General features: G+C 59.9%; 18 protein-coding genes and 2 pseudogenes. 4 read left to right on the top strand and 16 right to left on the bottom strand.

Annotated features, from left to right (window positions below):
• The 3 genes from bcsA (ACOI7D_RS23545) to bcsR are packed head-to-tail and all read right to left on the bottom strand — an operon-like array spanning window position 1 to window position 3547.
• Window positions 1–2619, bottom strand: coding sequence for a UDP-forming cellulose synthase catalytic subunit (gene bcsA, locus ACOI7D_RS23545; protein ID WP_109546830.1), 2619 nt, complete (start codon window positions 2617–2619; stop codon window positions 1–3).
• The gene (bcsQ, locus tag ACOI7D_RS23540; protein WP_109546829.1) at window positions 2616–3347 is read right to left on the bottom strand and encodes a cellulose biosynthesis protein BcsQ; all 732 of its coding nucleotides are present in this window, start codon (window positions 3345–3347) and stop codon (window positions 2616–2618) included. Before bcsQ ends, bcsA (ACOI7D_RS23545) begins: the two co-directional genes overlap by 4 nt.
• Before the next feature lie 11 nt (window positions 3348–3358).
• Window positions 3359–3547, bottom strand: a complete 189-nt coding sequence (bcsR, locus tag ACOI7D_RS23535) for a cellulose biosynthesis protein BcsR (RefSeq protein ID WP_023291297.1) — start codon at window positions 3545–3547, stop codon at window positions 3359–3361.
• Between the two features lie 169 nt (window positions 3548–3716).
• On the opposite strand from bcsR, the gene bcsE reads away from it, so the two are divergent.
• From bcsE to bcsG, 3 genes are read left to right on the top strand one after another with little or no spacing between them, the layout of a single operon-like run.
• On the top strand, window positions 3717–5270 hold the full coding sequence (gene bcsE, locus ACOI7D_RS23530; protein ID WP_023291298.1) for a cellulose biosynthesis protein BcsE: 1554 nt from the start codon (window positions 3717–3719) through the stop codon (window positions 5268–5270).
• Window positions 5270–5467 (top strand): cellulose biosynthesis protein BcsF, encoded by a 198-nt coding sequence (gene bcsF / locus ACOI7D_RS23525; protein ID WP_004204976.1) that lies wholly within the window; start codon window positions 5270–5272, stop codon window positions 5465–5467. Before bcsE ends, bcsF begins: the two co-directional genes overlap by 1 nt.
• Window positions 5464–7149, top strand: a complete 1686-nt coding sequence (bcsG, locus tag ACOI7D_RS23520) for a cellulose biosynthesis protein BcsG (RefSeq protein WP_048298548.1) — start codon at window positions 5464–5466, stop codon at window positions 7147–7149. The genes bcsF and bcsG overlap by 4 nt, the downstream gene beginning before the upstream one ends.
• A 106-nt stretch (window positions 7150–7255) precedes the next feature.
• Here the strand turns inward: bcsG and ACOI7D_RS23515 are convergent, their stop codons facing one another.
• The 13 genes and pseudogenes from ACOI7D_RS23515 to dppA form a co-directional block, all read right to left on the bottom strand.
• Entirely contained in the window at window positions 7256–8257 is a 1002-nt protein-coding gene (locus ACOI7D_RS23515; protein ID WP_023291300.1) for a glycosyl hydrolase family 8, read from the bottom strand.
• 11 nt (window positions 8258–8268) lie between these two features.
• Complete coding sequence (gene bcsD / locus ACOI7D_RS23510; RefSeq protein WP_004204979.1) at window positions 8269–8745, bottom strand: cellulose biosynthesis protein BcsD; 477 nt, start codon at window positions 8743–8745, stop codon at window positions 8269–8271.
• A complete protein-coding gene (locus ACOI7D_RS23505; RefSeq protein ID WP_072422194.1) occupies window positions 8745–12797 on the bottom strand; it encodes a cellulose biosynthesis protein BcsC in 4053 nt (1350 codons plus the stop codon). Before ACOI7D_RS23505 ends, bcsD begins: the two co-directional genes overlap by 1 nt.
• The gene (gene bcsB / locus ACOI7D_RS23500; RefSeq protein WP_023291303.1) at window positions 12794–15223 is read right to left on the bottom strand and encodes a cellulose biosynthesis cyclic di-GMP-binding regulatory protein BcsB; all 2430 of its coding nucleotides are present in this window, start codon (window positions 15221–15223) and stop codon (window positions 12794–12796) included. The genes ACOI7D_RS23505 and bcsB overlap by 4 nt, the downstream gene beginning before the upstream one ends.
• Window positions 15220–17331: a UDP-forming cellulose synthase catalytic subunit gene (gene bcsA / locus ACOI7D_RS23495; protein ID WP_023291304.1), complete on the bottom strand. Its 2112-nt coding sequence runs from the start codon at window positions 17329–17331 to the stop codon at window positions 15220–15222. Before bcsA (ACOI7D_RS23495) ends, bcsB begins: the two co-directional genes overlap by 4 nt.
• Window positions 17332–17350: 19 nt before the next feature.
• Window positions 17351–18143: pseudogene (locus ACOI7D_RS23490) on the bottom strand (cellulose synthase operon protein YhjQ/BcsQ).
• Between the two features lies 1 nt (window position 18144).
• Window positions 18145–18675 (bottom strand): cellulose biosynthesis protein BcsO, encoded by a 531-nt coding sequence (locus ACOI7D_RS23485; RefSeq protein WP_048298551.1) that lies wholly within the window; start codon window positions 18673–18675, stop codon window positions 18145–18147.
• 316 nt (window positions 18676–18991) lie between these two features.
• Window positions 18992–19171 (bottom strand): annotated as a pseudogene (locus tag ACOI7D_RS23480) (hypothetical protein).
• 18 nt (window positions 19172–19189) lie between these two features.
• The gene (gene dppF / locus ACOI7D_RS23475) at window positions 19190–20203 is read right to left on the bottom strand and encodes a dipeptide ABC transporter ATP-binding subunit DppF (protein ID WP_023291307.1); all 1014 of its coding nucleotides are present in this window, start codon (window positions 20201–20203) and stop codon (window positions 19190–19192) included.
• Window positions 20200–21183, bottom strand: coding sequence for a dipeptide ABC transporter ATP-binding protein (dppD, locus tag ACOI7D_RS23470; RefSeq protein WP_023291308.1), 984 nt, complete (start codon window positions 21181–21183; stop codon window positions 20200–20202). Before dppD ends, dppF begins: the two co-directional genes overlap by 4 nt.
• Window positions 21184–21193: 10 nt before the next feature.
• A complete protein-coding gene (gene dppC, locus ACOI7D_RS23465; RefSeq protein WP_044525015.1) occupies window positions 21194–22096 on the bottom strand; it encodes a dipeptide ABC transporter permease DppC in 903 nt (300 codons plus the stop codon).
• A 9-nt stretch (window positions 22097–22105) separates the two neighbouring features.
• Window positions 22106–23125, bottom strand: a complete 1020-nt coding sequence (dppB, locus tag ACOI7D_RS23460; protein ID WP_002921786.1) for a dipeptide ABC transporter permease DppB — start codon at window positions 23123–23125, stop codon at window positions 22106–22108.
• A gap of 134 nt (window positions 23126–23259) precedes the next feature.
• Window positions 23260–24867, bottom strand: a complete 1608-nt coding sequence (gene dppA / locus ACOI7D_RS23455) for a dipeptide ABC transporter periplasmic-binding protein DppA (RefSeq protein ID WP_032454329.1) — start codon at window positions 24865–24867, stop codon at window positions 23260–23262.
• A gap of 555 nt (window positions 24868–25422) precedes the next feature.
• Here dppA and ACOI7D_RS23450 point away from each other — a divergent pair.
• Window positions 25423–25701 carry a hypothetical protein gene (locus ACOI7D_RS23450; RefSeq protein ID WP_109546827.1) on the top strand — a complete coding sequence of 93 codons (279 nt, stop codon included), beginning with the start codon at window positions 25423–25425 and terminating at the stop codon, window positions 25699–25701.
• Window positions 25702–25735: the final 34 nt, after the last annotated feature.

The raw sequence follows: 25735 nt of genomic DNA, 5'->3' as shown, positions 1-25735 counted from the left end.
TCATTGTTGAGCCATTGCCGGGTCTGCGGAGAGCGTCGGCGCGGCGCGTTCAGGGCGTCGGGGTACAAACGACACTATCCATGCCACCAGCGAGGTGAGCGCGCGGAAAATGACCTTCACCGACGGCGGCGAAAACTCCGCCAGGTGACGGTAACCACGGAATCCCAGCTTGAGGATATCCAGCAGGCTTTCCATCGGCTTATCTTCCGGGAAGCTATCCTGCCAAAGCGCCCACGTATCGGCGCGGGCAAACGTACACTGCACAAAATCGATATGCTGCTGGTTGGTCAACGGCAGCAGCTGCAATCCCACTTCGTTGCCGTTTACCCGCGCGACCCGCACCGGGAAGACATACTCCTGCTGTCCCCGTTTGAGCAGCAGCCTGGCGTTCTGCCCCTCCAGCACCTGCGCGTCGCTGTGAATTTTGATCCCCAGACCGCCGTCGGAATAGTCGTGAACGGTGCAGGAGAACAGATGGCCATCATCGCGGGCGATGGCCGCCGGCATGCTCATTTCGACACGATGCGACCGGCGGACCTGCTTGCTTTCGACCGAGACCGCCACCGCGCCGCCAAGAATAATCAGGTTGTAGAACACCCAGACAATACTCACCCAGACGGTGAGAATTTCGTTTTCCGGGCCGTACATAAAGCGCCAGATCCCCACCGCGACGCCGACCAGGTTGAGCAGCACGAGGTAGATATAGGGCCGGGAGATCACCCAGTCGACATACTCCTCTTCCACCAGCCCACCCTTCGCGGTGACGTTGAATTTGCCTTTATGCGGGTTAATCAACGCCACAAAGGTGGGCGGCGCGATATACCAGGCGAGCACCGTCTCGTAGATTTCACTCCAGAACGAATGGCGGTATTTGCCCTGAATCTTCGAGTTGGTCAGGCTGGCGTGGATCATATGCGGCAGCACGAACAGCGCGATCATCAGCGCCGGCGCATAAATGATATAGGCATGGAGCAGCAAAAAGGCCAGCGGCGCCGTGAGGAAGATGAGGCGCGGAATACCGGAGAGGAAGTGGAGCATGGCGTTGGCGTAGCAGACGCGCTGCGCCAGCTTCAGCCCCTTGCCAAACAGCGGGTTATCGAGACGGAAAATCTGCACCATGCCGCGCGCCCAGCGGATGCGCTGGCCAATGTGCGCCGACAAACTCTCCGTCGCCAGCCCCGCCGCCTGCGGAATACGCATATAGGCGGAGGTGTAGCCGCGCCGGTGCAGGCGCAGCGAGGTGTGAGCATCTTCGGTCACCGTTTCGACGGCAATGCCGCCAATCTCGTCCAGCGGGCCGCGGCGGATCACGGCGCAGGAGCCGCAGAAGAAGGTGGCGTCCCACATATCGTTCCCGTCCTGCACCAGGCCGTAGAACAGGGTGCCTTCGTTCGGCGTTTTGCGAAAGCGGCCAAGGTTGCGCTCAAAGGGGTCAGGCGAGAAGAAATGGTGCGGGGTCTGCATCATCGCCAGCTCTTTCTCTTTCAGGAACCAGCCCATGGTCATCTGCAGAAACGAGCGCGTCGGCACGTGGTCGCAGTCAAAGATCGAGACAAACTCCCCTTTGGCGTATTTCAGCGCATTGTTGATGTTACCGGCCTTGGCGTGCTCATGGCTGGTACGGGCGATGTAGTGCACCCCGACATCTTTGGCAAACTGGCGAAACGCTTCCCGTCCGCCGTCGTCGAGGATCCAGATGTTGAGCTTGTCCTTCGGCCAGTCGATGCCCTGCGAGGCATAGATGGTGTTTTTCACCACGTTGAGATCTTCGTTGTAGGTGGGGACGAAGATATCCACCGTCGGCCACAGATCCATGTCCTCCGGCAGCGGCACCGGTTGGCGGTTCAACGGCCAGACCACCTGGAAGTAGCCCAGCACCAGCACCACCCAGGCGTAGGTTTCGGCGAACAGCAAAATAATCCCGCACACCAGGCTTACCGGGTCGTTCCAGTTCAGCGTCGAGGTGTAGCGCCACCAGATATAGCGGCACGAGACCGTCAGCGACAGCACGATCAGCATCAGCGCCGAGAAGCGGCCGGGGATGCGCCGCACCAGCAGCGCCACGCCCCACAGCAGCATCAGGAAGATAAATTGCGACAGCGGGTTAAAGGGCTGCGTAATACACATCAGCGCCAGCACCAGCGAGCAGCAGGTCACCACTCCGAGGATTGCCCGGCGCAGTTTAGGATTGAGGTGCGCCAGCTCTTTCTGTTTATCCAGATGGCGGGTGCGGGAGTTAACCTGCTCAGGCAGTTTCTCCATCCATTGCGCGTAGCGACCATGCACCCCTTCCAGCGCCGCCAGCGAACGCCAGTTGACCTTTTTCTCCGGCTCCGGCACGCGGGTCGCCAGCAGCCACAGGGATTGCAACAGATAGCGCAGCGGATCCAGGAGCCGTGGCCGGTGCGGATTAATATGGGGGAAATAGGTGTCATGGTGCGCCAGAATCGCCTGCCAGCGCGGCGTCTCCAGCGGCATGAGCGCCCAGACCAGCGATGCCCACAGGCAGCCAAGCGACGCCGACAGCCAGGAGGCGCCATGCTGCCGGTAGTCGTCATAGCGCGCGCGCAGCCGTTCCCCCACCGGCGGGGCCAACAGCAGCGTGCTGAGGCGGATCATACCGGCCTCCCGCCGGTATAGTGGATCAGGCACCAGTTCGCCAGCGTCAGCACCTCTTCCGCCGCCAGAGAGTCCTGGCGATACTCCCCAAGGGGCTGTTTCGCCGCCAGGCACTCGGCCATCGCCTCGTCGCGGTGAATGGTCACCGGCAGGATCCGCGGCTGGCTCTCGAGCCACAGCTGGTAGAGATCTTCCTGCAGCTGGCTGCCGACCCGCAGATCGTTAATCAGAATATCGCTGTTGGCCGGAAAGGGCTGCTGGTGCAAACGGATATGGCTGTTGGCGTCGGGATGGACCACCACCAGCGAGCGGTCGCAGAGCGTCAGCAGCTCGCGGGTCAACGGCGAATAGCCCGCCGGCAGATCCAGCAGCAGCCAGCGGTACTGGCCCTGCAGCTGCTGTACCGCTTCCGTCATCGCGCCCAGGGTGGGCAGCAGCTGGTCGACGTTTTCTCTTTCGCCCGCGCTGAGCTGGCCAAACGGCAGCAGATCGATATGTTGCGTATAGCGCAGACCCGCGTCGCGCCAGTCACGGCCGTCAAGCAGCGACCGGGCCCAGCCGTCCTGATGATGGATATCGGTGTTGAAAAAAAAGCGCAGCATATTATCCGGGCTGGCGTCGATCGCCAGCACGCTTTCACCGAGCAATTGCAGCGCCCAGGCGAGTGCAGCCGTAATGGACGTGACGCCAGTTCCCCCGCGCACGCCCTGTAACCCCAGAATAGCCATCTCCGGCTTCCTTATTTTTTCTCTGCAAACTCTGCCAGCAGCGGCCAGCGCTTCAGCGCTGCGTTCAGCTGTTCACGCCTCGAAATATCATGATAATCAATATCCGGCAGGGAAAATGCCCGGCTTAGCGCCAAAAAATCATTTTGAAAGGTGTACCCCAGCGTGGCGTCCGTGGGTACGACAGGATCTTTTGCTGGCATATCTCTGTCCGTTCGAAATTTATTATTAAACCAGAGGACGTATACAGCGCTTCCTTAAAAAGCAGGTGTACATGCTAAAACTGATGACCTTTAATTTCAATGTTAGGTTTACTCTGTCAGTTTCGCTAGTAAACTTATCCAGTGTGAATCAGGGCGCACGAGGGATGCCGTGGATAGTGTATTTACTTTGGGTATTTCATCATTATGGGATGAAGTGTGCCATATGCCGGTCGGCGGGGTATGGTGGCTCAACGTTGACCGTTATGCCGATGCCGTCAGTCTGGTTAATCAGACGCTGGCCGCGCAGGCGAAAAACAGCAAAGTTGCCGCGCTGGTCATGGGTGATAAACCTGATGATATCATTTCATTAGATAGCATTCATGGCCCGAATAATATCGCGCTGTTTACCCTGCCGAATCGCCCGGAGGCGCTGGAAGAAATACATCGTGATTTAGTCTGCTCCCTCGAGCCTGGCAATTATTTGTTTATTCTGCTATGCGCTGAAAATGCCTGGCAAAATATAAATAATGAAAAGTTATGCGCCTGGGTGGAAAAAACCAGTCGCTGGGCGCAATATCATCGCTGCACGTTCTTAGCGATCAATCCCGCCCAGGATATCGATCGGCAGCTCACCCCGTTATTACGCGCGTACCGATCCCTTTCCGGTCTGGCAAGTATTCGCTACCAGGGCGACCGCCATCTTTTTGATATTGCCTGGTGGGGAAGCGATAAAGGCATCAGCGCCCAGCAGCAGCTGATGGTGCAACACGACGACGCCGGCTGGCGATTAGCGCAGGATGCTGAAACCAGCGTGCAGCCGCGTAGCGACGAAAAAGCGATCCTCAGCCATGTGCGCGTCCTCGAAGGCGCCCCGCCGCTCTCGGAATACTGGACCCTGTTCGATACCAATGACGAGGTCTTCAACGCCGGGCGCACTGCGCAGGCGGCGACGATCCTCTTCTCCATTACCCAGAATACGCAAATTGAACAGCTGGGGCGCTATATTCATACCCTGCGTCGTCAGCGCGGCACCGCGCTGAAAATTATTGTCCGCGAACAAACCCCCAGCCTGCGCGCGACCGATGAGCGGCTGCTGCTCAGCAGCGGCGCCAGCCTGGTGATCCCCAACAGCGCGTCGCTTTCCCGCTGCCTGACGCTGATTGAAAGCGTACAGAACCAAAAGTTCTCCCGGCGTATCCCGGAAGATTTTGCCACCCTGCTCACCTGGAGCCAGCCGTTAAAGCTGCGGGGCTATCAGAAATGGGACGCCTTTTGCGAAGCGGTGCACAACGTGATGACCAATACCCTGCTGCCGGCCGACAGCAAAGGCGTGATGGTGGCCCTGCGCCCGGCGCCGGGGCTGCGCGTCGAGCAGGCGCTGACGTTATGCAAACCCAACCGGATGGGCGACATCATGACCATCGGCAATAACCGGCTGGTGCTGTTCTTATCATTTTGCCGAATCAATGACCTCGACACCGCGCTAAATCATATTTTCCCGCTGCCGACCGGCGATATTTTTTCTAACCGTATGGTGTGGTTTGAAGACAAACAGATCCTCTCGGAAATCGTGATCATGCGCGGCGTCGAGCCGGCGCGCTGGAACACGCCGCTGCCCCTCTCGGTCGGTAAAAACGAAACCATCAACGCCACCCATGATGGACGCCACTGGCGACGCTATCCCGAACCACACCGGTTAACCACCCGTGAGGAGCAAGCCTGATGATGTCTATCGCCGATATTCTGCAACTGGTGGTGCTCTGCGCCCTGCTGTTTTTTCCGCTGGGCTACCTGACGCGCCACTATCAGCGCCGGATCCGCACGACGTTAAGATTGATGTTCTTTAAACCCCGTTACGTGAAACCGGCAGGGGTATTACGCCGGGGAACAACGGTTAAGCAAGGCAAAGCGAATAAATGACAAATAAAAAAACGACCGCGGCACCGCTTCCGCTCTGGCAGTACTGGCGCGGCCTTGGCGGCTGGAACTTATACTTTCTGGTCAAGTTTGCCCTGCTGTGGGCCGGGTATCTCAATTTCCACCCGATGCTGAACCTGGTGTTTCTCGCCTTTCTGCTGGTGCCGATCCCGCGTGAAAAGCTGCACCGCATCCGCCACTGGATCGCCATTCCGCTCGGCTTCGCGCTGTTCTGGCATGATACCTGGCTGCCCGGGCCGGAGACGCTGCTTAGCCAGGGCTCGCAAATCGCCGGCTTTAGCGCCAGCTATATCTGGGATCTGATAGTCCGCTTTATCAACTGGAGCATGGTCGGCGCCTTCTTTGTTTTACTGGTGCTATGGCTGTTTATCAGCCAGTGGCTGCGCGTTACCGTGTTTGTCTCCGCGATGGTCGTCTGGCAGGCGGTCAGCCCGTTGCTGCCGGCCTTTACCATTTGGCCTGCCGGTCAGCCCACCACCGCCGCCGCCACCGCGCCGGCCAACGTCGGGACCAACGCCGCCGCTGGCGCCGCGTCCAGCCCGGCCAGCCCGGCCAGCAGCGATATTCCGCCGCAGACCGAGCCGCCGACCTCGGCCAACCTCACCAACTGGCTGAACGGTTTCTATGCCGCCGAGCAGAAGCGCAAGACGCCGTTCCCGGACCAGCTGCCGGCGGATGCGCAGCCGTTTGACCTGCTGGTGATCAATATCTGCTCGCTCTCCTGGTCGGATATTGAAGCCGCCGGGCTGATGGACCACCCGCTGTGGAAGCATTTCGATATCGTCTTCAAAAACTTTAACTCCGCAACCTCCTACAGCGGACCGGCGGCGGTGCGCCTGCTGCGCGCCAGCTGCGGCCAGCTGTCGCATACCAACCTGTATCAGCCGTCCGGCGCCGATTGCTACCTGTTTGAAAACCTGGCGAAACTCGGCTTCAACCAGCAGCTGATGCTCGGCCACAACGGCCTGTTCGGCGACTTCCTGAAAGAGCTGCGTTCGCTGGGCGGCATGCAGAGCCCGCTGATGGACCAGAGCGGTCTGCCGGTCAGCCTGCAGGCGTTTGACGGCTCGCCGGTGTACGAGGATCTGGCGGTCCTCAACCGCTGGCTGAAGACCGAAGAGGCCAGCAGCAATCCGCGGAGCGCCACCTTCTATAACACCCTGCCGCTGCATGACGGCAACCACTTCCCGGGACAAAGCAAAACCGCGGACTACAAAGTGCGCGCGCAAAAGCTGTTTGACGACCTGGATAACTTCTTCACCGAGCTGGAAAAATCGGGGCGGAAGGTGATGGTGGTGGTGGTGCCGGAACACGGCGGCGCGCTGAAGGGCGATAAGATGCAGGTGTCTGGCCTGCGGGATATCCCGAGCCCGTCGATCACTAACGTCCCGACGGCGGTGAAATTCTTCGGCATGAAGGCGCCGCATGAAGGCGCGCCGATTATCATCGATCAGCCCAGCAGCTACCTGGCGGTGTCGGAGCTGGTGGTGCGCGCCCTCGACGGCAAAATGTTCAGCGAAGAGAGCGTCAACTGGCAGCAGTATGTCGCCAACCTGCCGCAGAGCGCGGCGGTGTCCGAAAACGCCAACGCCATCGTTATCCAGTATCAGGGCAAGCCGTATGTCCAGCTGAATGGCGGAAGCTGGGTGCCTTATCCGCAATAAGCGACAAGGCCGCCCATGCTGGCGGCCTGACATCGTGAGACGTTCCTGCTCTTCCCTCTCAGCCCGCAGGCATACGGGCTGAGAGGCCTGCAAAGCCATCACCGCGCTAGCGCTGATCCTGTTTCGCCAGCCAGACCAGCAGCTTGAGGCTGGCGGAGTAATAATCATCCTTGTCGTCAATCTGCGGCGCTTCCTGCGGTTCGCCAAGCGTTAAATCACGCACCGCCAACAGGCCGCCGGCCATATTCCACGGGGCGACCTCGTTAGTGCTAACGTTGATCCACGCCGGGGTTTGCAGACGCGGGTAACTCTGCATCCAGGCTTTCCACGGCGCGAGCAAGGCGCTATGCGGATCGACCCACGAGATATACAGCGGGATACGGATCGCATCGAAACTCATCCGCGGCGGCCACTCTTTGGCCGGCAGCATCTTGCCATCCGCCCGCAGCGCCACCCAGTCGCTGGGCAGGTGCGATTTCCCCCAGCCCATCTGCCCCAGCAGCGCCTGCCCGTCACTCTGCAATGTCCGCCAGGCGGTCAGGTGCGTCCGCTCCGCAAAGGCGCGCCAGGCCGGGAAGATGAAATAGGAGGGGTTAAGGTTCAGGTGGTCGTTGCGGTTGAACCCCTTCACCCCCGGGAGCATCACCTGGCGACCGGCGAAAGTCACCACCGTATATTTCAGCAGGGAGGCGGTGATGGCATCGGAGGCCGTCGCGTAGCGCTTGTCCTGCCACTGCTTTTGCGCGCGCAGCAGCGCCCAGGCGATCAGGGTATCGCCATCGGTGGCGTTGTTTTTATCGGCGATCGGGTCCGGCGCCACCGGGTTATAGCGCCAGTAAAACAGCCCGTTAGACTTGTCGCGCAGGGTGCTGTCCGTCCACTGCCACAGTTTGTCGAACGCCGGGCGATCGTTATTCGCCACCGCCAGGAGCATGGCGAAGCCCTGGCCTTCCGTATGCGACACATTGCCATTGGCGGTATCAATGATACGACCGTCCGGCATCATAAAACGGGCCTTATAGCGCTCCCATGCCGTATCCGCCCACGCCCGGGGCACCAGCATCACTGCCGTTGTCACTATCACCGCCACTAAAGCACGCAGGGGCATAAATTCACTCTTTATGGATGGTAGTAAAGAAACTGAACGTCAGAGACGGAGAACACCCGCTCACGCTGCAATATCACGTGAGCACTGCCTCCCTGACTCTGCAGCCAGCGAGAATATAACCCCTCGAGTATGGCACAGAACGCGTTGCACCAGCGCACGCGCCCCGCGTCGTCGCGGCTGACCGGCAACGCCTGATGGCGCAGGCGCAGGCCGTCCTCGCCGACGTCGATGGTCACCACCCCCCAGTGGAAATGGGTCAGCAGCCGGTTGATATTCGCCTCCAGCTCCCCCACGGTCTCCGACGCTGGCAGCGGATGGGTCTCCGCCAGCGAAGCGCCCATCTGACGCAGGAACGGCTGGCTCTCCAGCTCGCCGGCATTATTGAGCATACCTTCGACCATAATAATCAACAGATCGAACCATCCGGCAGGCGTCTGCTGCTGCTGAAACCAGGTCATCACCACCGGGTTATTGTTCTCCGTCATCATCAATGATCTCCTAACATATAGCGAATATAGAGCCCGGCGGTGCTTTCGTTATAATCCCCGAAGGTGTCATAGCCAATCTGGCCCCCCAGCGTCATCTGTTTGTTGACCTTGTAATCCGCCCCGGCGCGCAGGGTATAGCCGATGCCGCTCTTCGAGGTCGCGGAATAGTAGGCTTCCTTGGCAAACCCGTTGCTTACCGCCGTCTCCAGGGTTTGCTGCCACTCCGAATTGGTCGGGAAATAGGCGCTCTTATCCTGGCTGTAAGACTGGTAGCCCACCGAGCCGCCGAGCTTCATGGTCCAGTTATCATATTTCTCCGTCAGACTGACCGGCAGCGACACGCTGACGTAGTTTTGCGGACTAAAGTAGCCCCCCTGGCCATAGGTGAAGTAGCTGAGGTTTTTGGAGTAATCCATATAGCTCATGCTCAACCCGGCCTGCAGCTGGCGGTATTCGTCATGATAGGGCCGCAGATAGACCCCGGCATTGGCATTGATGCTGGTGTTGCTGGCGACGTTCTGTCCGAGATAGCTGTATCCGCCGCCGCCAACGTAGAAGCCCGCATCGCCGTCGTCATAGCTCAGCTGCAGGGTGCCGCCGTTTTTCGTCACCTGCCCCCAGTTTTTCCCGGAATAGGCATCCTTCAGACCGACATAAGAAAGCAGGCTGTCGGTCAGCGAGCGGCGTTCGCCGGTGAGGATCAGCGACAGATAATTGGTCAGCTTGGGCGACCATTTCACCCCGCCGACAACGGTATTAAGATCCTGGCCCAGCGGCGTGCTGCCGATATCGACCCGGTAATCGTCGCCGCTTAGCGCCAGCGCCAGTTCGACGCCGTTGGCCTTCTGCGAATCGGTCGAGCCGCTGGTCTGGTCAACGTTCGGCTTGCGGCTGGACGAGGAGAGATAGCTGGCCACCTGCCCCGAATCATAGCTCCCGAGCTTGGCCAGGTTTTCCATCCCGCTGCTGGTGGTCGGATTGAAATCCGCCGCGTTCAGGGTGCCGAGGCCGCTTAACGCCTCAGCGCCCGGATTGCTGGCAAAATAGGCCGTCCGCTCCGCCTCGGTCATCGCGGCGATCGCCGCCTGCTCGCTGGTGGCGGTACTCACCATATTGGAGACCGCATTGGCCAGCGGGTTGGCGCCGTAGCGACGCCAGGCGTCGCCGCTGGCGGTCCCAGCGTTTAACGACACCGGGGTGACGGTAAAGTCAAAGCGCGAGTCGCCAAACGGCGAGGAGGACCAGGTCAGCGGCGTTCTGAGCTCCGTCAGCTTGCTGGTGCCCGATTCGCCGTCGCGTCCGCGCACGTCCATTCCCCCCTGCAGCCAGCTGCCGGTTTTCTCCTGCAGCGACTCCATCATGGTGTCCACCTGACGCAGCATCCGCGTCTGGGCGGTGTCCACCGGCAGGTCGGTGCGCTGGATCCCCGGCAGCGAGGAGCCGGGCGCGGCGGCCGACTGGGCGACCTGCCACGGCATATACTGGCCGTAGGCGGAGGCCGTCCGCGTCGGCGCCGACGTTTGCGACACGCCGATAAAGGGGTTATCCGCCGCCAGCACCCCGCCGACGGTCGGCGTTTCGCTGCTGTTGGTGCTTTGCATGCCCAGCAGTTTGCCGCGGGCGCTGCGCAGGTAGGTCATCGCCTGCTGATGATGACCCTGGGCCTCCGCCACTCTCGCCAGCAGCAGCAGGCGATCCGGGGAGTTATCCTGACGCAAGCCGCCGGCCAGCTGTTCAGCGCGATCGTTGTTCCCCGCCGACAGCGCCACGTCGATGGCCCCGGCGCGCGCATCCTGGTTCGGCGTATCGCGCGTCATCAGGTAGTCATAGACCACCCCGGCCTCTTTGTTCATTTTGCCGCTCTGGTACAGCCGCGCCATGGCGAACATTAGATCGGTGTTTTGCGGATCGCTTTGCATGGCGCGGATCAGCTTGTCATACGCCGCGGCGTAATTGCCCTGCTCGCGCAGGCGATCGGCCTCGTTGATCACATAGCCATTGCGAATGCTCGCCAGCTGCGTCGGCGTACTGCTGGCCTGCAGCTGCGGATTGCTGATCAGGTTCTGCGCCTCGCCGGTCAGCCCGGCCTGGTTCAGGACGGCGATCTGATCGGCGTAATCGCCGGCGTTGCCGGACACCCCGCCGCTGATATTGTTGCGCACCAGCGATACCGCGGTGGTCAGGTCGCCGCTCTCGGCCAGCAGCCGCGCCAGCTTGCCGGCGTCCGCCGGGGCTTTCGGCGGCGTAGAGGCCATCGCCCGCAGGGTATTGCTGGCGGCGATGGTATTGCCCTGCGCCAGGTAGTTTTCGGCCGTCACCAGCTGCAGGTTGTAGTTCACCCGCTGACGTAAATCGCGCATGTCGCTGGTCTGGCTGCCGCCGGGAATGCGCGACAGCAGCGTCTGCGCCTGCTGCCAGGCGCCGTTTTCGCTGGCGAACAGCGCGGCGGCATACAGCGCGCTGTTGCTGGCGCCGGGGCGATAGGCCGCCGACATCAGCGAAGAGGCCTCGCTGGCGTTACCCGATTTTTGCAGCAGTCGGGCCAGATCGAGACGCAGCCAGGGATCGTCCGGATAGCGGGCGACGCCCTGGCGCAGGGTGGCAATGGCGCCGGCTGGGTTACCGCTGCTGACCTGCGCCTGGGCCTGACGGCGCAGGGCGTCGCCCGGGACGCCGGCCACCACTCGCGGCTGCAGTTTTTGCTGCAGACTCTGCGGCAGCGTCTGCAGCATCGCCTGCGCCTCGGCGGATTTATTCTGCTCGCGCAGCACGTAGTAGAGGTTTTCCCGCGCCGCCGCATTCTGCGGATCGTCGTTTAACAGTGAGCGCAGCGTTTGCTCGGCCTGGGGTAAATCTTTGTTATGCCGCAGCACATCGGCGCGAAACAGCTTCGCCGAGGCGCCCCGCGCCCCGCTCTGCTGCGCCAGCGGCGCGGAGAGCGCCAGCGCCTGGCTGATATTGCCCTGCTTATAGGCCTGCTGGGCCTGCGCCAGCTGGCCGTAGAACAGGGCATCGGCCGCCTGCTGACGGCGGGTCGCCGAGGCGTCGCCGCCGAGATCGGCCGCCCGGCTCAGATATTGTGACGCGGCCTGGTAGTCGCCGCTGCGCTGGGCGATATAGCCCATGCCCGCCAGCGCATCGGCATCCTGCGGGTTGGTCTGCAATACCTCTTCAAACTGCTGTTTCGCGGCAGCGGTATTGCCGCTGTTGAGATTGGCGTAGCCCTGGCCGCGCGCCTGACCGCTGCGCCGTTCACGAAAGTAATTCTGAACTTCGCTATCCTGCGGATGCCGCTGCATCCAGGTATCGTAATACTGCTCATCCCCGGCCTGCGGGCCCAGCCAGAGCAAGGCCTGACGCAAGCCGCTGTCCGCCTCTTTATTGCCGCTGGCCATCGGTTCGAGCAGGGCGATCCCTTCCCGACGGGTCTCTTCCCGCCAGGTTAACGCTTTGCCCAGCGCCACCCGCGGGGCGTTCTCCTGCGGATGCTGCGCCACGTACTGCCGCAGTTCGCTGATGGCCTGCGGATAAAGCGATTTGTCGCTGGCCATGGTCAGGTAATATTCCGCCGCCAGCCCGGCAGGCGGCGTATTGCCATTGAACATGCTGCGCCAGGTCGCCAGCGCCCCGGGGATATTGCCGCCGCGCGCCTGCTGGCGGGCCAGGCTGAGCTGGCCCTGCGGCACCTGCGACATCTTTTTGGCGTTGTCCAGATCCTGCAGGCCCGGGCTATCCGGCGCCGCTTTCGCCAGCCGCGCGCGCCACTGCGCCGCCGCCTGCATATCGCCGCCCTGCTGCGACCAGAGCGCCATCAGATACAGCGCCTGGGTGTTGTTGGCATCCACCGAGAGCACCTTCTGCAGGGACTCCATCGCCAGCTCGTCGTGGGATTTCTCATGCCAATAGTTGGCCTGGGCGAATAGCGCCTGCAGCGCCGCGTCGTTACCCGCCGCCAGCGCGCCGCCAGAGGCGCCGAGAGCCAGGGCGCCGGTGAGGCAGAATGTGGTGAGCCGCCGGGAGCTTTTCATCGTTATCGTTATCTTTCTTTTCATTGGTTATCCCCCGAACCCAGACGCTTACGGGCGTGACGTTTAAACATCGCGGTCAGCGCCAGTCCCATTATCGAGGTGGCAATCAGCCCCAGCAGGGCGAGGAAACCGGAGTGCTGGCTGGCATACCAGACCGCCATCATGTACCACGGCATCTGACCGCTGGGGAACGGCGTACTCACCTGGAAACTGCGCACCCCGTTATCGCTGGTGATCACCGCGGTATCGCCACGGATCCCGGCGTTGATGCGCGGTGAGTCCAGATCGTTTTTCAGTCGCGCCAGCTGATCATCATTGCTGGCCATCGCCACCACCACCAGCCGGGCGGGGTTCCACGGCGAACGATAGCTGATAAACCCGCGCCAGGCGCTGCTGGACGAGAAGTAGCGATCGGCGTCGAGGCTGGCGGAGGTCCAGTCGCCGGTGAGCCGGCGCTGCGCTTTTTGCCACAGATCGGGCTCGCGGACGCTCAGCACATTATCCACCGGACGGTAGGGTGAATCGGCCAGCAGGCTCTGGTTGAAGGCCTGCTGATCGAGAGCGGTGACCGCCAGCACGTCACGCTCGCGCAGCGACTGCAAATCCCCGCCGCCGGTGGGCATCCCGAGAACGACGCGGTTATTCGCCAGCGCGGTGCCGGTCGCGTTCCCGGAGCGCGCGGCCAGATTCAGCAGGGTCGCCACCTGGGTCTCAGACGGTTCCGCCGGCAGCAGGAGCGTCGTTTGCGAATAGTCCGCCAGCCGCGAGAAGGGGAACGAGGCGCCGACGAAATAGGAGAGGTTTGGCAGCAGCGAGAAGTGTCGCGTCTTGCTCAAATCAATCCAGGAGTCGTCAGTGATGCGGCTCTTGATATTGTTATTCAGCAGCACCTGGCACGGAACATCGTCCTTCGGTACCACATTGAAGTACATCGACAGCTGGTTATCGCCGTAGATCAGGTAGGGGGCCAGCGGGATGGTAAAGCGCTCCTGGCGCGCATCCCCGCCGAGGTGGCGCCAGACTTTCTCCAGCGGCCCCTGCTTGTTCATCGGCAGGTTGTTGAGGAAGGTGCCATTGAGCGTGACGCTCAGCAGGGACTTATCCTCATTGATCCAGTTTTCCGACGGGAAGCGGTAGCCAACCTGCAGCGGGATCGTCTCGCCATCCCACAGATAGAGGTCCGGGGCGGCGCGGAAGGCGATACGTAAAGGTTCATGCCAGACGCCGCTGACGGTCGGGCTTTGATCCTTACGCAGCAGTTCGCTGAGCCTGACCGGACGATCGGTGGGGATCCAGCGCGGGGCATCATACGCTTTGCCAACCGGGATGGTCTGCGGCTCGACATCCAGCGTCGCGGTTTGCGGCGCAAAGTTGCCGCGGGTTAACCGCCAGGCTGCCATGCGCAGCGCGGTATCGTTTTTGCCGACGATCAACAGCAGCTTATAGGCCGGATTGGCGGGATTGGCGATGATGCGCAGCAGCGGCTTATCGGTTTCCGGCAGCGTCATACCGCCCACCTGCTCGCCCGGATGGCCAATCACGATGCCATGGCGTTCCGGCAGGCGGTCGCGCAGCGCGCTGAAGGCGATGCCGCGATAGTCCGCCTGGATACCCAGCCAGGAGGAGACCAGCGCCGCGGCGCTGAAGACGTCGGCCGACGGCTTCGCTCCATAGGAAACGGCGATGTCCGCCGGCGTCATCTGCATGCTGTCGAAGAAGGGACGCGGGAAGTGGCTCAGGTCGTCGCTGATGTTCAACTGCTGGCTTTCCCAGCTGAAATGCGACGTGGGCAGCACCGTGACCCGCGACGAATCATGAATGTCACGCTGGCACTGCAGGGTATCGCCATCGTTGATCTTCACGCTCAGGTTATTGCTGGAGACCATCAGCGCGGGCGGGATATCCAGCTGATAATGGGAGACATCCTCGCCATCGGCGCCCAGCGGCAGGGTGCCGAGCGGTTGACCGTTGAGCATCAGCTGCAGGGTGGCGTTGCGGCTCGCCATTTCCGGCGATACGCGAACGGCAAGGCTGAGCTGCGAATGGATCACCACCTGATCGGAAGGCAGGGTAAAGCTGACGCCCCCCTGCCGCTGACCGCCGCTGAGGATAATGCCGTCCGGCATCCCCATCTGCGCCAGATTCAGGTCGCCTCCCCAGACCGGGGCGACAGGAATGACCTCCGGCGCGGCCGTACCGCTCACCGGCGGGGGTAAGTCCGGCATCTCCGGCGCAGGGGCCGTCGCCGCCGCATCGCCGTCGGTGGCGGGGGCTGCCGGAGAGGCGCCCTCCTCCGGCGAGGCAGCCGGGGGTTCGTCGCCTGGCTCGCTGTCCGCCGCGCCGTTGAGCTGCGGGAAGCTCAGCGGGGCGGCGGCGCCCGGTTCTTCACTGTGCAGCGCAGGCGCAGAGAGCATCCCTGCCAGCAGCGCCAGCGTCGTTAATCGCTTCATAACGTGCCATCCTCCTGCGCCGTTTTCGCCACTGTTGCCCGATTGCGCTGGCTGCGACGGGTTTTCCACGTCAGCCAGAACAGTTCGAACACGCAGCGTAAAATGGTGAAGAAGGAGCGGAACGGGTTATCCTGCGGGCGCGGCGGATTAATCCAGGCATCCGCGCGGGCCAGCACCACGCGCACCAGTTCACGGCGGCGCGAAAGCGGAATATCTTCATCAAACTTGAGGCGCAGGAAGCGCTCGTCAGAGGTGACCAGCTGCGCCGGGATCGAAATAGCCCCGGACTGCAGGATCAGCTCAATCTCTTCGATATCATCCTCCAGATGGCGTGTATCCGGCGCCACCACGCGGCAGCCGCCCATCGACAGATCCTCGGTATGGCTGCGGGAAACGATGCCGCTGGCGTAATGGATCACCACCGGAATATCGACATCGATACGAATGGTTTTGCGCACCTGCCGCGTTTCGCGCGCTACGGCAATCGCCGCCAGCAGGAAGATCAGACTGTAGATCCCCCATCCGACGTTGAGGGCGATAACGTTGGGGTCCGAGCCAAAGTAGTCATGGCCAATCGCCCGGACGATGCCGACGATCACCCCCAGCGCCAGCAGGCAGGCCACCACCAGATGCGGGCGCACCACGGTGAAATCGAAGTAGCCGACGTCCAGCAGGCCGCCCTTATCGGTGACGTTGAATTTGCCGCGCTTGGGGAAAATCATCGTCACCAGGGTCGGCAGCACCAGGTGGAAAGCCAGCACAATATCGTAGATTTCCCCCCAGAAGCTGTAGCGATAGCGGCCGTTCATTCGCGAACCGACGTAGATGGCGAGAAACAGGTGCGGCAGCGCATAAGAGACGATCAGGCTCGCTGATGAGTAAATAATATTGAGGTTAAACAGCAGGTAAGCCAGCGGGGCGGTGACAAACACCACCCTCGGAAGCGCGAACTGGTAGTAGAGCATGGCGCTGAGATAGCACAAGCGCTGCTGGAAGGTCAGCCCGCGGCCAAACAGCGGGTTATCGACGCGAAAAATCTGCGTCATCCCGCGCGCCCAGCGGGTACGCTGGATAACGTGCACCACCAGGCGCTCGGTGGCGAGGCCAGCCGCCAGCGGAATATCGAGAAAGGCCGATTTCCACCCAAGGCGCTGGAACTTGAGCGCCGTATGGGCGTCCTCGGTGACCGTTTCGACGGCGAAACCGCCGATCTGCGCCAGCGCCTCGCGGCGGATCACCGCGCAGGAGCCGCAGAAAAAGGTGGCGTTCCAGTTATCGTTACCCTGCTGAATCGGGCCATAGAACAGCATCCCTTCGTTCGGGATATTGCGCCCGACGGAGAGGTTGCGCTCGAACGGATCCGGGGAATAGAAGTAGTGCGGCGTCTGCACCAGCGCCAGCATCGGATCTTTCAGAAAGCCGCCGACGGTGGCCTGCAGAAACACGCGCGTGGCGACGTGGTCGCAGTCGAAGACGCAGATAAGCTCTCCCTGGGTCAGGGTCAGCGCGTGGTTAAGGTTCCCCGCTTTGGCGTGCTTGTTGTCGTTGCGGGTGATATAGCCCACCCCGACGTCGGCGGCGAACACGGCAAACTCGCTGCGCTTACCGTCATCCAGAAGATAGATTTTCATTTTATCTTTTGGATAATCAATACATTGCGCCGCGAGGACGGTGTCACGCACCACCTCCAGCGGTTCGTTATAGCTCGGAATATAGATATCGACCGTCGGCCACTTGCTCATATCATCCGGCAGCGGAACAATGCCGCGCTTCAGCGGCCAGACCGTCTGCAGATAGTTAAGCAGCAGCATCACCCAGATATAGACTTCCGCCAGAAAGAGCCCCATGCCGAGAATGGTTTCAATGGCTGAGTTGAAGTGCAGGGTCTGCGTGAGGCGAAAATACATGTAACGGGTGGACATCAGCAGCGAAGTGACGACCATAATCACCGAGATGCTGCGCCGTTTGCTGAAACCCATCAGAAACAGAATACCAATGCTCAGCAGACCAAAGATGTACTGCTTCTGGCTGTCCATCGGCGTGATCACTACCAGCACGGCGACCGGAGAGAGCACCAGCGCCAGCAACCAAAAAAGAGATTTTTTCATTCAGCAGCCCTGCAATAAGTTAAAGCCCTGACATGCGTGGCTGGCTGTGCACCGTGCCATCGCCAATATGGATACCCAACAGCGAAGATATTTTTTTAGCAATAATTTCAATATCGAAGGCCGCTGCCGAGGAGGCGTTAAAGTCCAGAATCGACTTCTGCGACGCATTGGCCTCCACCACGCTTTCATCACGATGGACAATGCCAAGCAGTCGTTCGCCCAGTTTTTCTTCCATCAGGCTGGTGACGTCCCGGCTGACCTGGCGACGGCTATCGCTTTGGTTAATGACGAAATAGTGCCCATGCTTGTGATTCAGCGCCGCGCCGGTCAGGCGCTGTTTTTCCACGTGCGCCAGGGTCGACATCGAGGCGGTATCCGCCAGCAGCGGGATCAGATGCAGGTCCGCCAGACCCGTCAGCGCCTTTAGCGCCGGCGAAGGCCCTGGCGGCATATCGGCGATGGTGATCAGCCCGGGATAATTCAGCAGCGCGGAGAGACCGCGCTGGAGAAAATGGTCGTTGTGAGTCAGTTGCTCATCAAACGCCTGACGCTGCGCTTCGCTCACTTCGCCATACGGCAGGACGAAAATATTGCTGCCGGCGCTCAGCACGCACTGGCTCCAGTCGTGCATTTCCAGCGCCTTCGCCACGTAGCCGCGCTCATCGTTCAGCGGCACGCCAAAATGCAAACGCAGGGCGTTCTGGACGTCAAAATCCAGCGCCAGAACTTTGCTGCCGGTCCGCGCCAGCGCATAGGCTAAATTGGCCGCCAGGGTCGTTTTCCCTACGCCACCTTTCGGTGAACAGACGCAAATCAACGGCATGTTGCGATCCTTTCCAGAAGTGATTTCAAAGGCTGGTCTTTATTTTTCGTCACCGGCTCTGCGCTTTTCGCCGCGAACAGATGGGCATAGTTCTCGGCGGCGGGCGCGGGTCGGGGGGCCATTCTCGGCGGCGGAGCCATTGCCGGTTCAGGCGCCGGGATGGGAGGCGCAGGGGCCACCGCAGGCTCCTGCCTGACCGGCTCCGGCGCGGCTGCGGCGGTCTCCACGACCGGCTGCGGGGCCGCTGGCGCGGCAGACGCAACAGGATCAGAGGCTGGCGCCGCTGCGACGGCCGCCTCTACCTGGCGGAACAGATCCGCAGGCACCGACTGCGGCAACGGCGCGGAGACCGAGCCTCCCAGCGCCAGGGAAGAGGGTTTCTCTGCGCCGGGATTCAGCTGATTGAGGATCGCCCAGTCTCCATGCTCCCGCGTGGCGGCTTGCGATGAAAGATCCTGAAATTTGAGGTTTTGCGTCCGCGTTTTTTCCTGAAAGCGCTGCAGATCATCATAATGGTTCATTGATAACCTCATGATTTTAAAAATTTCATATTAAGTTTGTTGTTATTTTCTGGGTATATTTAAAATATCGTGACGTCTCTGGTATGGCAGAAAAAGCGCCGTTGGAGACGTACCAATACACACGATTGACAGGGTTATAATAGTTTAGATTTTGATTTTCGGTGTGATTCCACGGCAGAAGTATCGCTACACTAACATTTCCCTTTGAGAAGAATAGCCCCATTTTTTAGGTATGCGTACATCCTCAAGCCCCGCAACCACCGCGCTTCCCATTCGTTTTTATATAAAGGTATTTCGCGATGATAGAATCATAGCGTCAGATAAGCGAAAGAATAAACCTGAACCATTTTAATTTCTCTTTAATTCTATAAAAATGGACTGAAAGTCTTATTTTTTCGGATAATCGACGAAGAATGCTCCGAGCGCGTGGCATTCACTGCGATAAAAGGCGATATCGTCGGATTTCATCTCCGGCGGGAGAGAAGCTCCCGGTCATCGGACCGGGAGCGTGCCATCAGGCGTGGGGCTTTTGCGGATTCTCATCCTGGTCGACGGCAAAGCAGGCCACCAGCTGGCCGCCGTAATCCTTCAGCTGCGGCTGAAGCTGGGTGCAAGGGCCGAAGCGCCGGCGGCAGCGCGCGTTGAAGGCGCAGCCCGGCGGCGGATTCAGCGGGCTCGGCAGCTCGCCGGTCAGCTTAATCCGCTCGCGACGGTCGTCCGGGTTCAGACGCGGCGTCGCCGACAACAGCGCCTGGGTGTATGGATGACGCGGATTGTTAAAGATCTGCTCCTTGGTGCCCTTCTCCACGCAGCGGCCGAGATACATCACCATCACTTCATCAGCGATATGCTCGACGACCGACAGGTCGTGGGAGATAAACACGTAGGACAGTCCTAAATCCTGCTGCAGATCCATCATCAGGTTCAGCACCTGAGCGCGTACCGAAACGTCCAGCGCGGAGACCGGCTCATCGGCAATCACCACGTCCGGATCGAGCATCAGCCCGCGGGCAATGGCGATACGCTGGCGCTGACCGCCGGAGAACATATGCGGATAGCGATCGTAATGCTCTGTTTTCAGGCCCACTTTCGCCATCATCGCCAGCGCTTTTTCGCGGCGCTGCTCTTTGCTCAGGCTGCTGTTAATCAGCAGCGGCTCTTCCAGAATCTGCCCCACTTTTTTACGCGGGTTCAGAGAACCGTAGGGGTTCTGGAACACAATCTGGATTTTTTGCCGCCGCAGCTTCTGCGCCTGCGGGTCGTGCTTAAGCAGATCCTGCCCCTGATAATAGAGCTCGCCGCCGGTGGGAATTTCAATCATCGTCAGCAGACGACCGAGGGTCGATTTACCGCAGCCCGACTCCCCCACCACCGCCAGCGTTTTACCGCGCTCAAGGGTAAAGGAGACGCCGTCCAGCGCCTTCACCAGCCGTTCCGGGGCGAATAACCCCTTCTTCACCGGGTAGTGTTTTTTCAGATCAATGGCCTGCAACAGCGGTTGTGGCGTGGCGGCCTTTTGCGTACTCATAATCCAGGCCTCCCGGCATCATCGAGTGGGTAGTGACATTTAGACTGGCGGCCGCCAGTGAGATCTGCGAGCGCCGGCTCTTCGCTACGACATTTATCCGTAGCATAGGGGCAGCGCGGGTTCAGCAGGCAGCCGTTGGGACGGTCATATTTCCCCGGCACCACGCCCGGCAGCGACGCCAGACGCGCTTTATCCTGGGCGAACTCCGGCAGCGCGCGCAGCAGCGCCTGGGTGTATGGATGGCGCGGCGCGCGGAAAATATCCTTCGCATCGCCAGTCTCCACCACCTGACCGGCATACATAACGATAATTTTATGCGCGGCCTCGGCCACCAGCGCCAGGTCGTGGGTGATCAGCACCAGCGCCATATTCTCCTGCTGCTGCAGATCCAGCAGCAGCTCGATGATCTGCGCCTGAATGGTCACGTCCAGCGCGGTGGTCGGTTCATCGGCAATCAGCAGTTTTGGCCGACAGGCGATGGCCATCGCGATCATCACGCGCTGGCTCATCCCGCCGGAAAGCTGATGCGGATAGACGTCCAGCCGCGACGCCGGATCGGGAATGCCCACCAGGTTCAGCAGGTCGATGGCCCGCTGGCGGCGGGTTTGCTTGTTGCCGCCCTGATGGACTTTAATCGCTTCCATAATCTGGTAGCCGACGGTATAGCACGGATTGAGGCTGGTCATCGGATCCTGGAAGATCATCGCCACCTCCGCCCCCACCAGCTGGCGCCGCTCTTTTTCAGAGATGCGCTGCAGATCGCGGCCGTTAAACTCCAGTTTGTCCGCCATCACCCGGCCGGGGTAATCAATCAGGCCCATAATCGCCAGCGAGCTGACGGATTTACCGGATCCAGACTCCCCGACGATGCCGACCACTTCGCCCTGCTTCACGCTATAGCTGATGCGGTCCACGGCGCGGAACGGCGCGTTTTCATCGCCGAAATGCACCGATAATTTATCTACATTCAATAACGCCATCTCGAACCTCTTACTGCTTCAGTTTGGGATCGAGCGCGTCACGCAGACCGTCACCCATCAGGTTAAATGCCAGCACCGTCAGCAGGATCGCCACGCCCGGGAAGGTCACCACCCACCAGGCGCTCTGTGCGAACTGCAATACGTCGGAGAGCATGGTGCCCCACTCCGGCGTCGGCGGCTGCGCGCCCATGCCGAGGAACCCCAGCGCGGCCATGTCGAGAATGGCGTTAGAGAAGCCCAGCGACGCCTGAACGATCAGCGGCGCGAGACAGTTAGGCAGAATATTGACGAACATCTGGCGCATCGCCCCGGCGCCCGCCACGCGGGAGGCGGTCACGTAGTCGCGGTTGACCTCCACCAGCACCGCCGCGCGCGTCAGACGCACATAGTGCGGGAGCGCCACGAAGGTGAGCGCCAGCGAGGCGTTGACGATGGAGGGCCCGAAGATAGCCACCAGCACCAGCGCCAGCAGCAGACTCGGCAGCGCCAGCATAATATCGACGACGCGCATGATGATCGAGTCCACCACCCCGCCGAAATAGCCCGCCACCAGACCGAGCACCACGCCGAGGATCAGCGACAGGACCACCACCAGGCAGCCCACCAGCAGCGACAGGCGCGCGCCATACATCAGGCGAGACAGAATATCGCGGCCCACGTCGTCAGTGCCGAGCAGATGCGCCAGGCTGCCGCCCTCCTGCCAGAACGGGGGCGCCAGCAGCGAATCACGGAACTGATCCGCCGGGTTATACGGGGCGAGGAAGTTGGCGAACACGGCGATAATGATCATCACCGCCACGTACACCAGACCAACCACCGCCCCTTTATTGCGCTTGAAATAGTGCCAGAACTCCTGCAGCGGGGTCATGGGCACCGGCGCAGTGATAACTTTATTTTCAGTAACTTGTGACATGATGGCCCCTTACTTCTTATGCCGGATACGCGGGTTCACCACGCCGTACAGCAGGTCGACCAGCAGGTTGACGAGGATAATCATCGTCGCCACCAGCAGCACCCCGCCCTGCACCACCGGATAATCGCGACGCTGCAGCGCGTCGATCAGCCAGCGGCCTAAACCAGGCCATGAGAAAATGGTTTCCGTCAGGATGGCGCCCGCCAGCAGCGTGCCCACCTGCAGGCCAATCACCGTGACCACCGGCAGCATCGCGTTACGCAGCGCGTGGATCACAATCACCCGCATCCGGGTCAGGCCTTTGGCGCGCGCGGTACGGATGTAGTCTTCGCCGAGCACTTCCAGCATCGACGACCGGGTCATACGCACGATCACCGCCAGCGGAATGGTGCCCAGCACGATGGCGGGCAGGATCATATGCATTAAGGCGTCAATAAAGTCGCCCTGCTCGCCCCAGATGGCGGTGTCGATCAGCATAAAGCCGGTCAGCGGCAGGGTATCGTCAAGGAACACCGTATCGCTGATGCGCCCGGAGACCGGCGTCAGGTTTAGCTGTACCGAAACCAGCATAATCAACATCATGCCCCACCAGAAGATAGGCATCGAGTAGCCGGTCAGCGCCAGGCCCACCGCGGTGTGGTCAAAGATGGAGCCGCGTTTTACCGCAGCCAGCACGCCCACCGGAATGCCGACGGCGACGGCGAAGATCATCGCGCAGACGCCCAGCTCAAGGGTGGCTTTAAAGCGTGGGACAAACTCCTGCCACACGGGAATGCGGCTTTTCAGCGAGATGCCTAAATCACCGTGCAGCACGCCCCAGATATAGTGGGCATATTGCTGCCACAGCGGCTTATCAAGGCCCATTTCGGCCAGCAGCTGCGCGTGACGTTCGGGGGAAATACCACGTTCGCCCGCCATAATCATCACCGGATCGCCGGGGATCATATGGACGAAGGCAAAGGTGAGAAGGGTGATACCGATAAATGTCGGGATGACAAGTCCCAGACGTCGGAGAATAAACTGCAACATAACCCGGATTCTCTCTAGTGACGCCCCGCCTGGCGACAGGGCGTCTGTATTGCTCACAAAAGCATTCCCCGGAATAGCGGGAATACGCCCCCCACCTCTCCCACGCGGGGAGAGGGGGTCAGGCATCGTGCTTATTATTCGACAGAGACGTTATCGAAGTGGTGTTTACCCAGCGGATCCACCACATAGCCTTTGACTTCTTTACGCACTGGCTCGTAAACGGTGGAGTGAGCGATGATCAGCGCCGGAGCCTGGTCATGCATCACTACCTGAGCCTGTTTGTACAGTTCAATACGCTTGTTGTGGTCGTCGGTGGCGCGGGCCGGCTGAATCAGATCTTCAAACGGCTTATAGCACCAGCGCGAGTAGTTGGAGCCGTCTTTCGCCGCGGCGCAGCTGAACAGGGTCGCGAAGAAGTTATCCGGATCCCCGTTGTCGCCGGTCCAGCCCATCATGACGGTCTGATGCTCGCCCGCTTTCGCGCGTTTCAGATACTCGCCCCACTCGTAGGTGACGATCTTGGCCTGGACGCCAATCTTGGCCCAGTCGGCCTGGATCATCTCCGCCATACGGCGGGCGTTCGGGTTATACGGACGCTGTACCGGCATCGCCCACAGGTCGATAGTGAAGCCTTTTTCCAGGCCCGCTTCTTTCAGCAGCTGCTTCGCCTTCTCCGGATCGTAGGTGTAGTCTTTGACGTCGTCGTTATAGCCCCACATGGTCGGCGGGATCAGGTTCTTCGCCGCCTGGCCTGCGCCCTGGTAAACCGCTTTGATGATCGCTTCTTTGTTAACCGCGTAGGTCAGCGCCTGACGAACTTTCACATCGTCCAGCGGTTTCTTCTCGGTGTTGAAGGAGAGATAACCGACGTTCAGACCCGGCTGTTCCAGCAGGGTAATGTTTTTATCTTCCTTCATGCGCGCGATGTCCGCCGGGTTAGGATACGGCATCACCTGGCACTCATTTTTCTGCAGCTTGGCGTAGCGCACGGAGGCATCCGGGGTGATGGAGAAGACCAGACGATCGATCTTCGGCTTGGTGCCCCAGTAGCCCGGGAAGGCTTTATACAGAATGCGGGAATCTTTCTGGTACTGCAGCAGCTGGAATGGACCGGTACCGATAGGATTGAGGTCTACTTTTTCCGGCGTGCCGGCTTTCAGCATGTTGTCGGCATACTCTTTAGAGAGAATGGAAGCGAAATCCATGGCCAGGTCAGCGAGGAACGGCGCTTCCGGGCGGGTCAGGACGAACTGGACGGTTTTATCGTCCACTTTCTTCACTTCGCTAATCAGGTCTGGTAACCCCATCCCTTCAAAGTATTCATAGCTGCCGCCAGAAACTTTATGGTACGGGTTATTGGTATTCTTCTGACGATCGAAGGAGAACACCACGTCATCGGCGTTCAGGTCACGGGTTGGTTTAAAGTCTTTATTATCCTGCCACTTCACGCCCTGACGCAGGTGGAAAGTATAGGTTTTTCCGTCCGCACTAACTTCCCATTTCTCAGCCAGTCCCGGAATAACTTCCGTCGTACCGGTTTTGAATTCGACCAGGCGGTTGTAGATGGGTACGGAACTGGCGTCATAGGTGGTGCCAGAGGTGAAGAGCTGTGGGTTAAAGCCTTCCGGCGAGCCTTCTGAACAATAAACCAGGGTTTTCGCTTGCACGCTGGCGGCGACGGTCATGGCGACCAGGCTCAGACCAAGCTTCAGCATCCCTGATTTCTTCAAGGAAATACTCATTATTCTGCTCCAAAACTGTGATGTTGTTTGCATATATCCGCCAGACCTTTATTTATTTTTATTCGTCATATTTCGAACCACGGATGCGTTGGCTGCGCTCGATTATCCCAGTCACATCGTTATCTATGTTCCTGGGGATTCGCAAACTTGCCGCCTTCCCGCAGCGCGAACTATTTAGAATATACCCGGTCCGGTCGGTGGTGCCCGAAGGCGTAGAGAGAGATGGGGATTCCTTTCGCAAAAACGACTGAGTTGCAGTACGGATTCTCCATGAAATGCCCCTCATGCCCTACAATCTGTCAACAGAATGGGGAAACGTCAATACAGCCAGCCGGGTTTTACATCCAGCGTGAGAAACGGCAGGCAAAGATTAAAAAAACTTCAAGACGCTATTTTCAGCAGAGAAATTTATGCTACAGGCAAATATGCAGAATAAAGACCTTATTAAGGTGCGACACCCAGTGGGAAACAATGCCAGCAAATGAGAAAAATTTCTTACTATGTGACCAATATGTGAGCGATTAATAGCGTGAACGTTAAAACGCACAGCGGAAAATGCTGCATTTAGCCATAAGCTTCGCGAAAAAAGATCTGTTCATCGATAAAAAAATGCAATGGAAGATGTCACAAAATAGCGAACAGCTGGCTGGAAATGGGGATAAAGACGTTTTTTGTGATTTTGATGGGGTTTTGGCCAGTAGCGTACTGATGATGCCCGGCGGCGCTGCGCTTGCGCGGGCCTACGGAACACAAGTCGAACCTCCTGCCCCCGGAGGTTCTCATCCTCACAGGCTACAGATGCAAAAAAGCCTGCTCGTTGAGCAGGCTTTTTGAATTTGGTCAGTGATAGAGGATGACTCGCCACTTT

The organism is Klebsiella sp. C360, assembly GCF_048822415.1.
Taxonomy (GTDB): domain Bacteria; phylum Pseudomonadota; class Gammaproteobacteria; order Enterobacterales; family Enterobacteriaceae; genus Klebsiella; species Klebsiella quasipneumoniae.
Note: the sequence above shows the minus strand (reverse complement) of the source record. Positions and strands in the feature narration are given on the sequence as shown.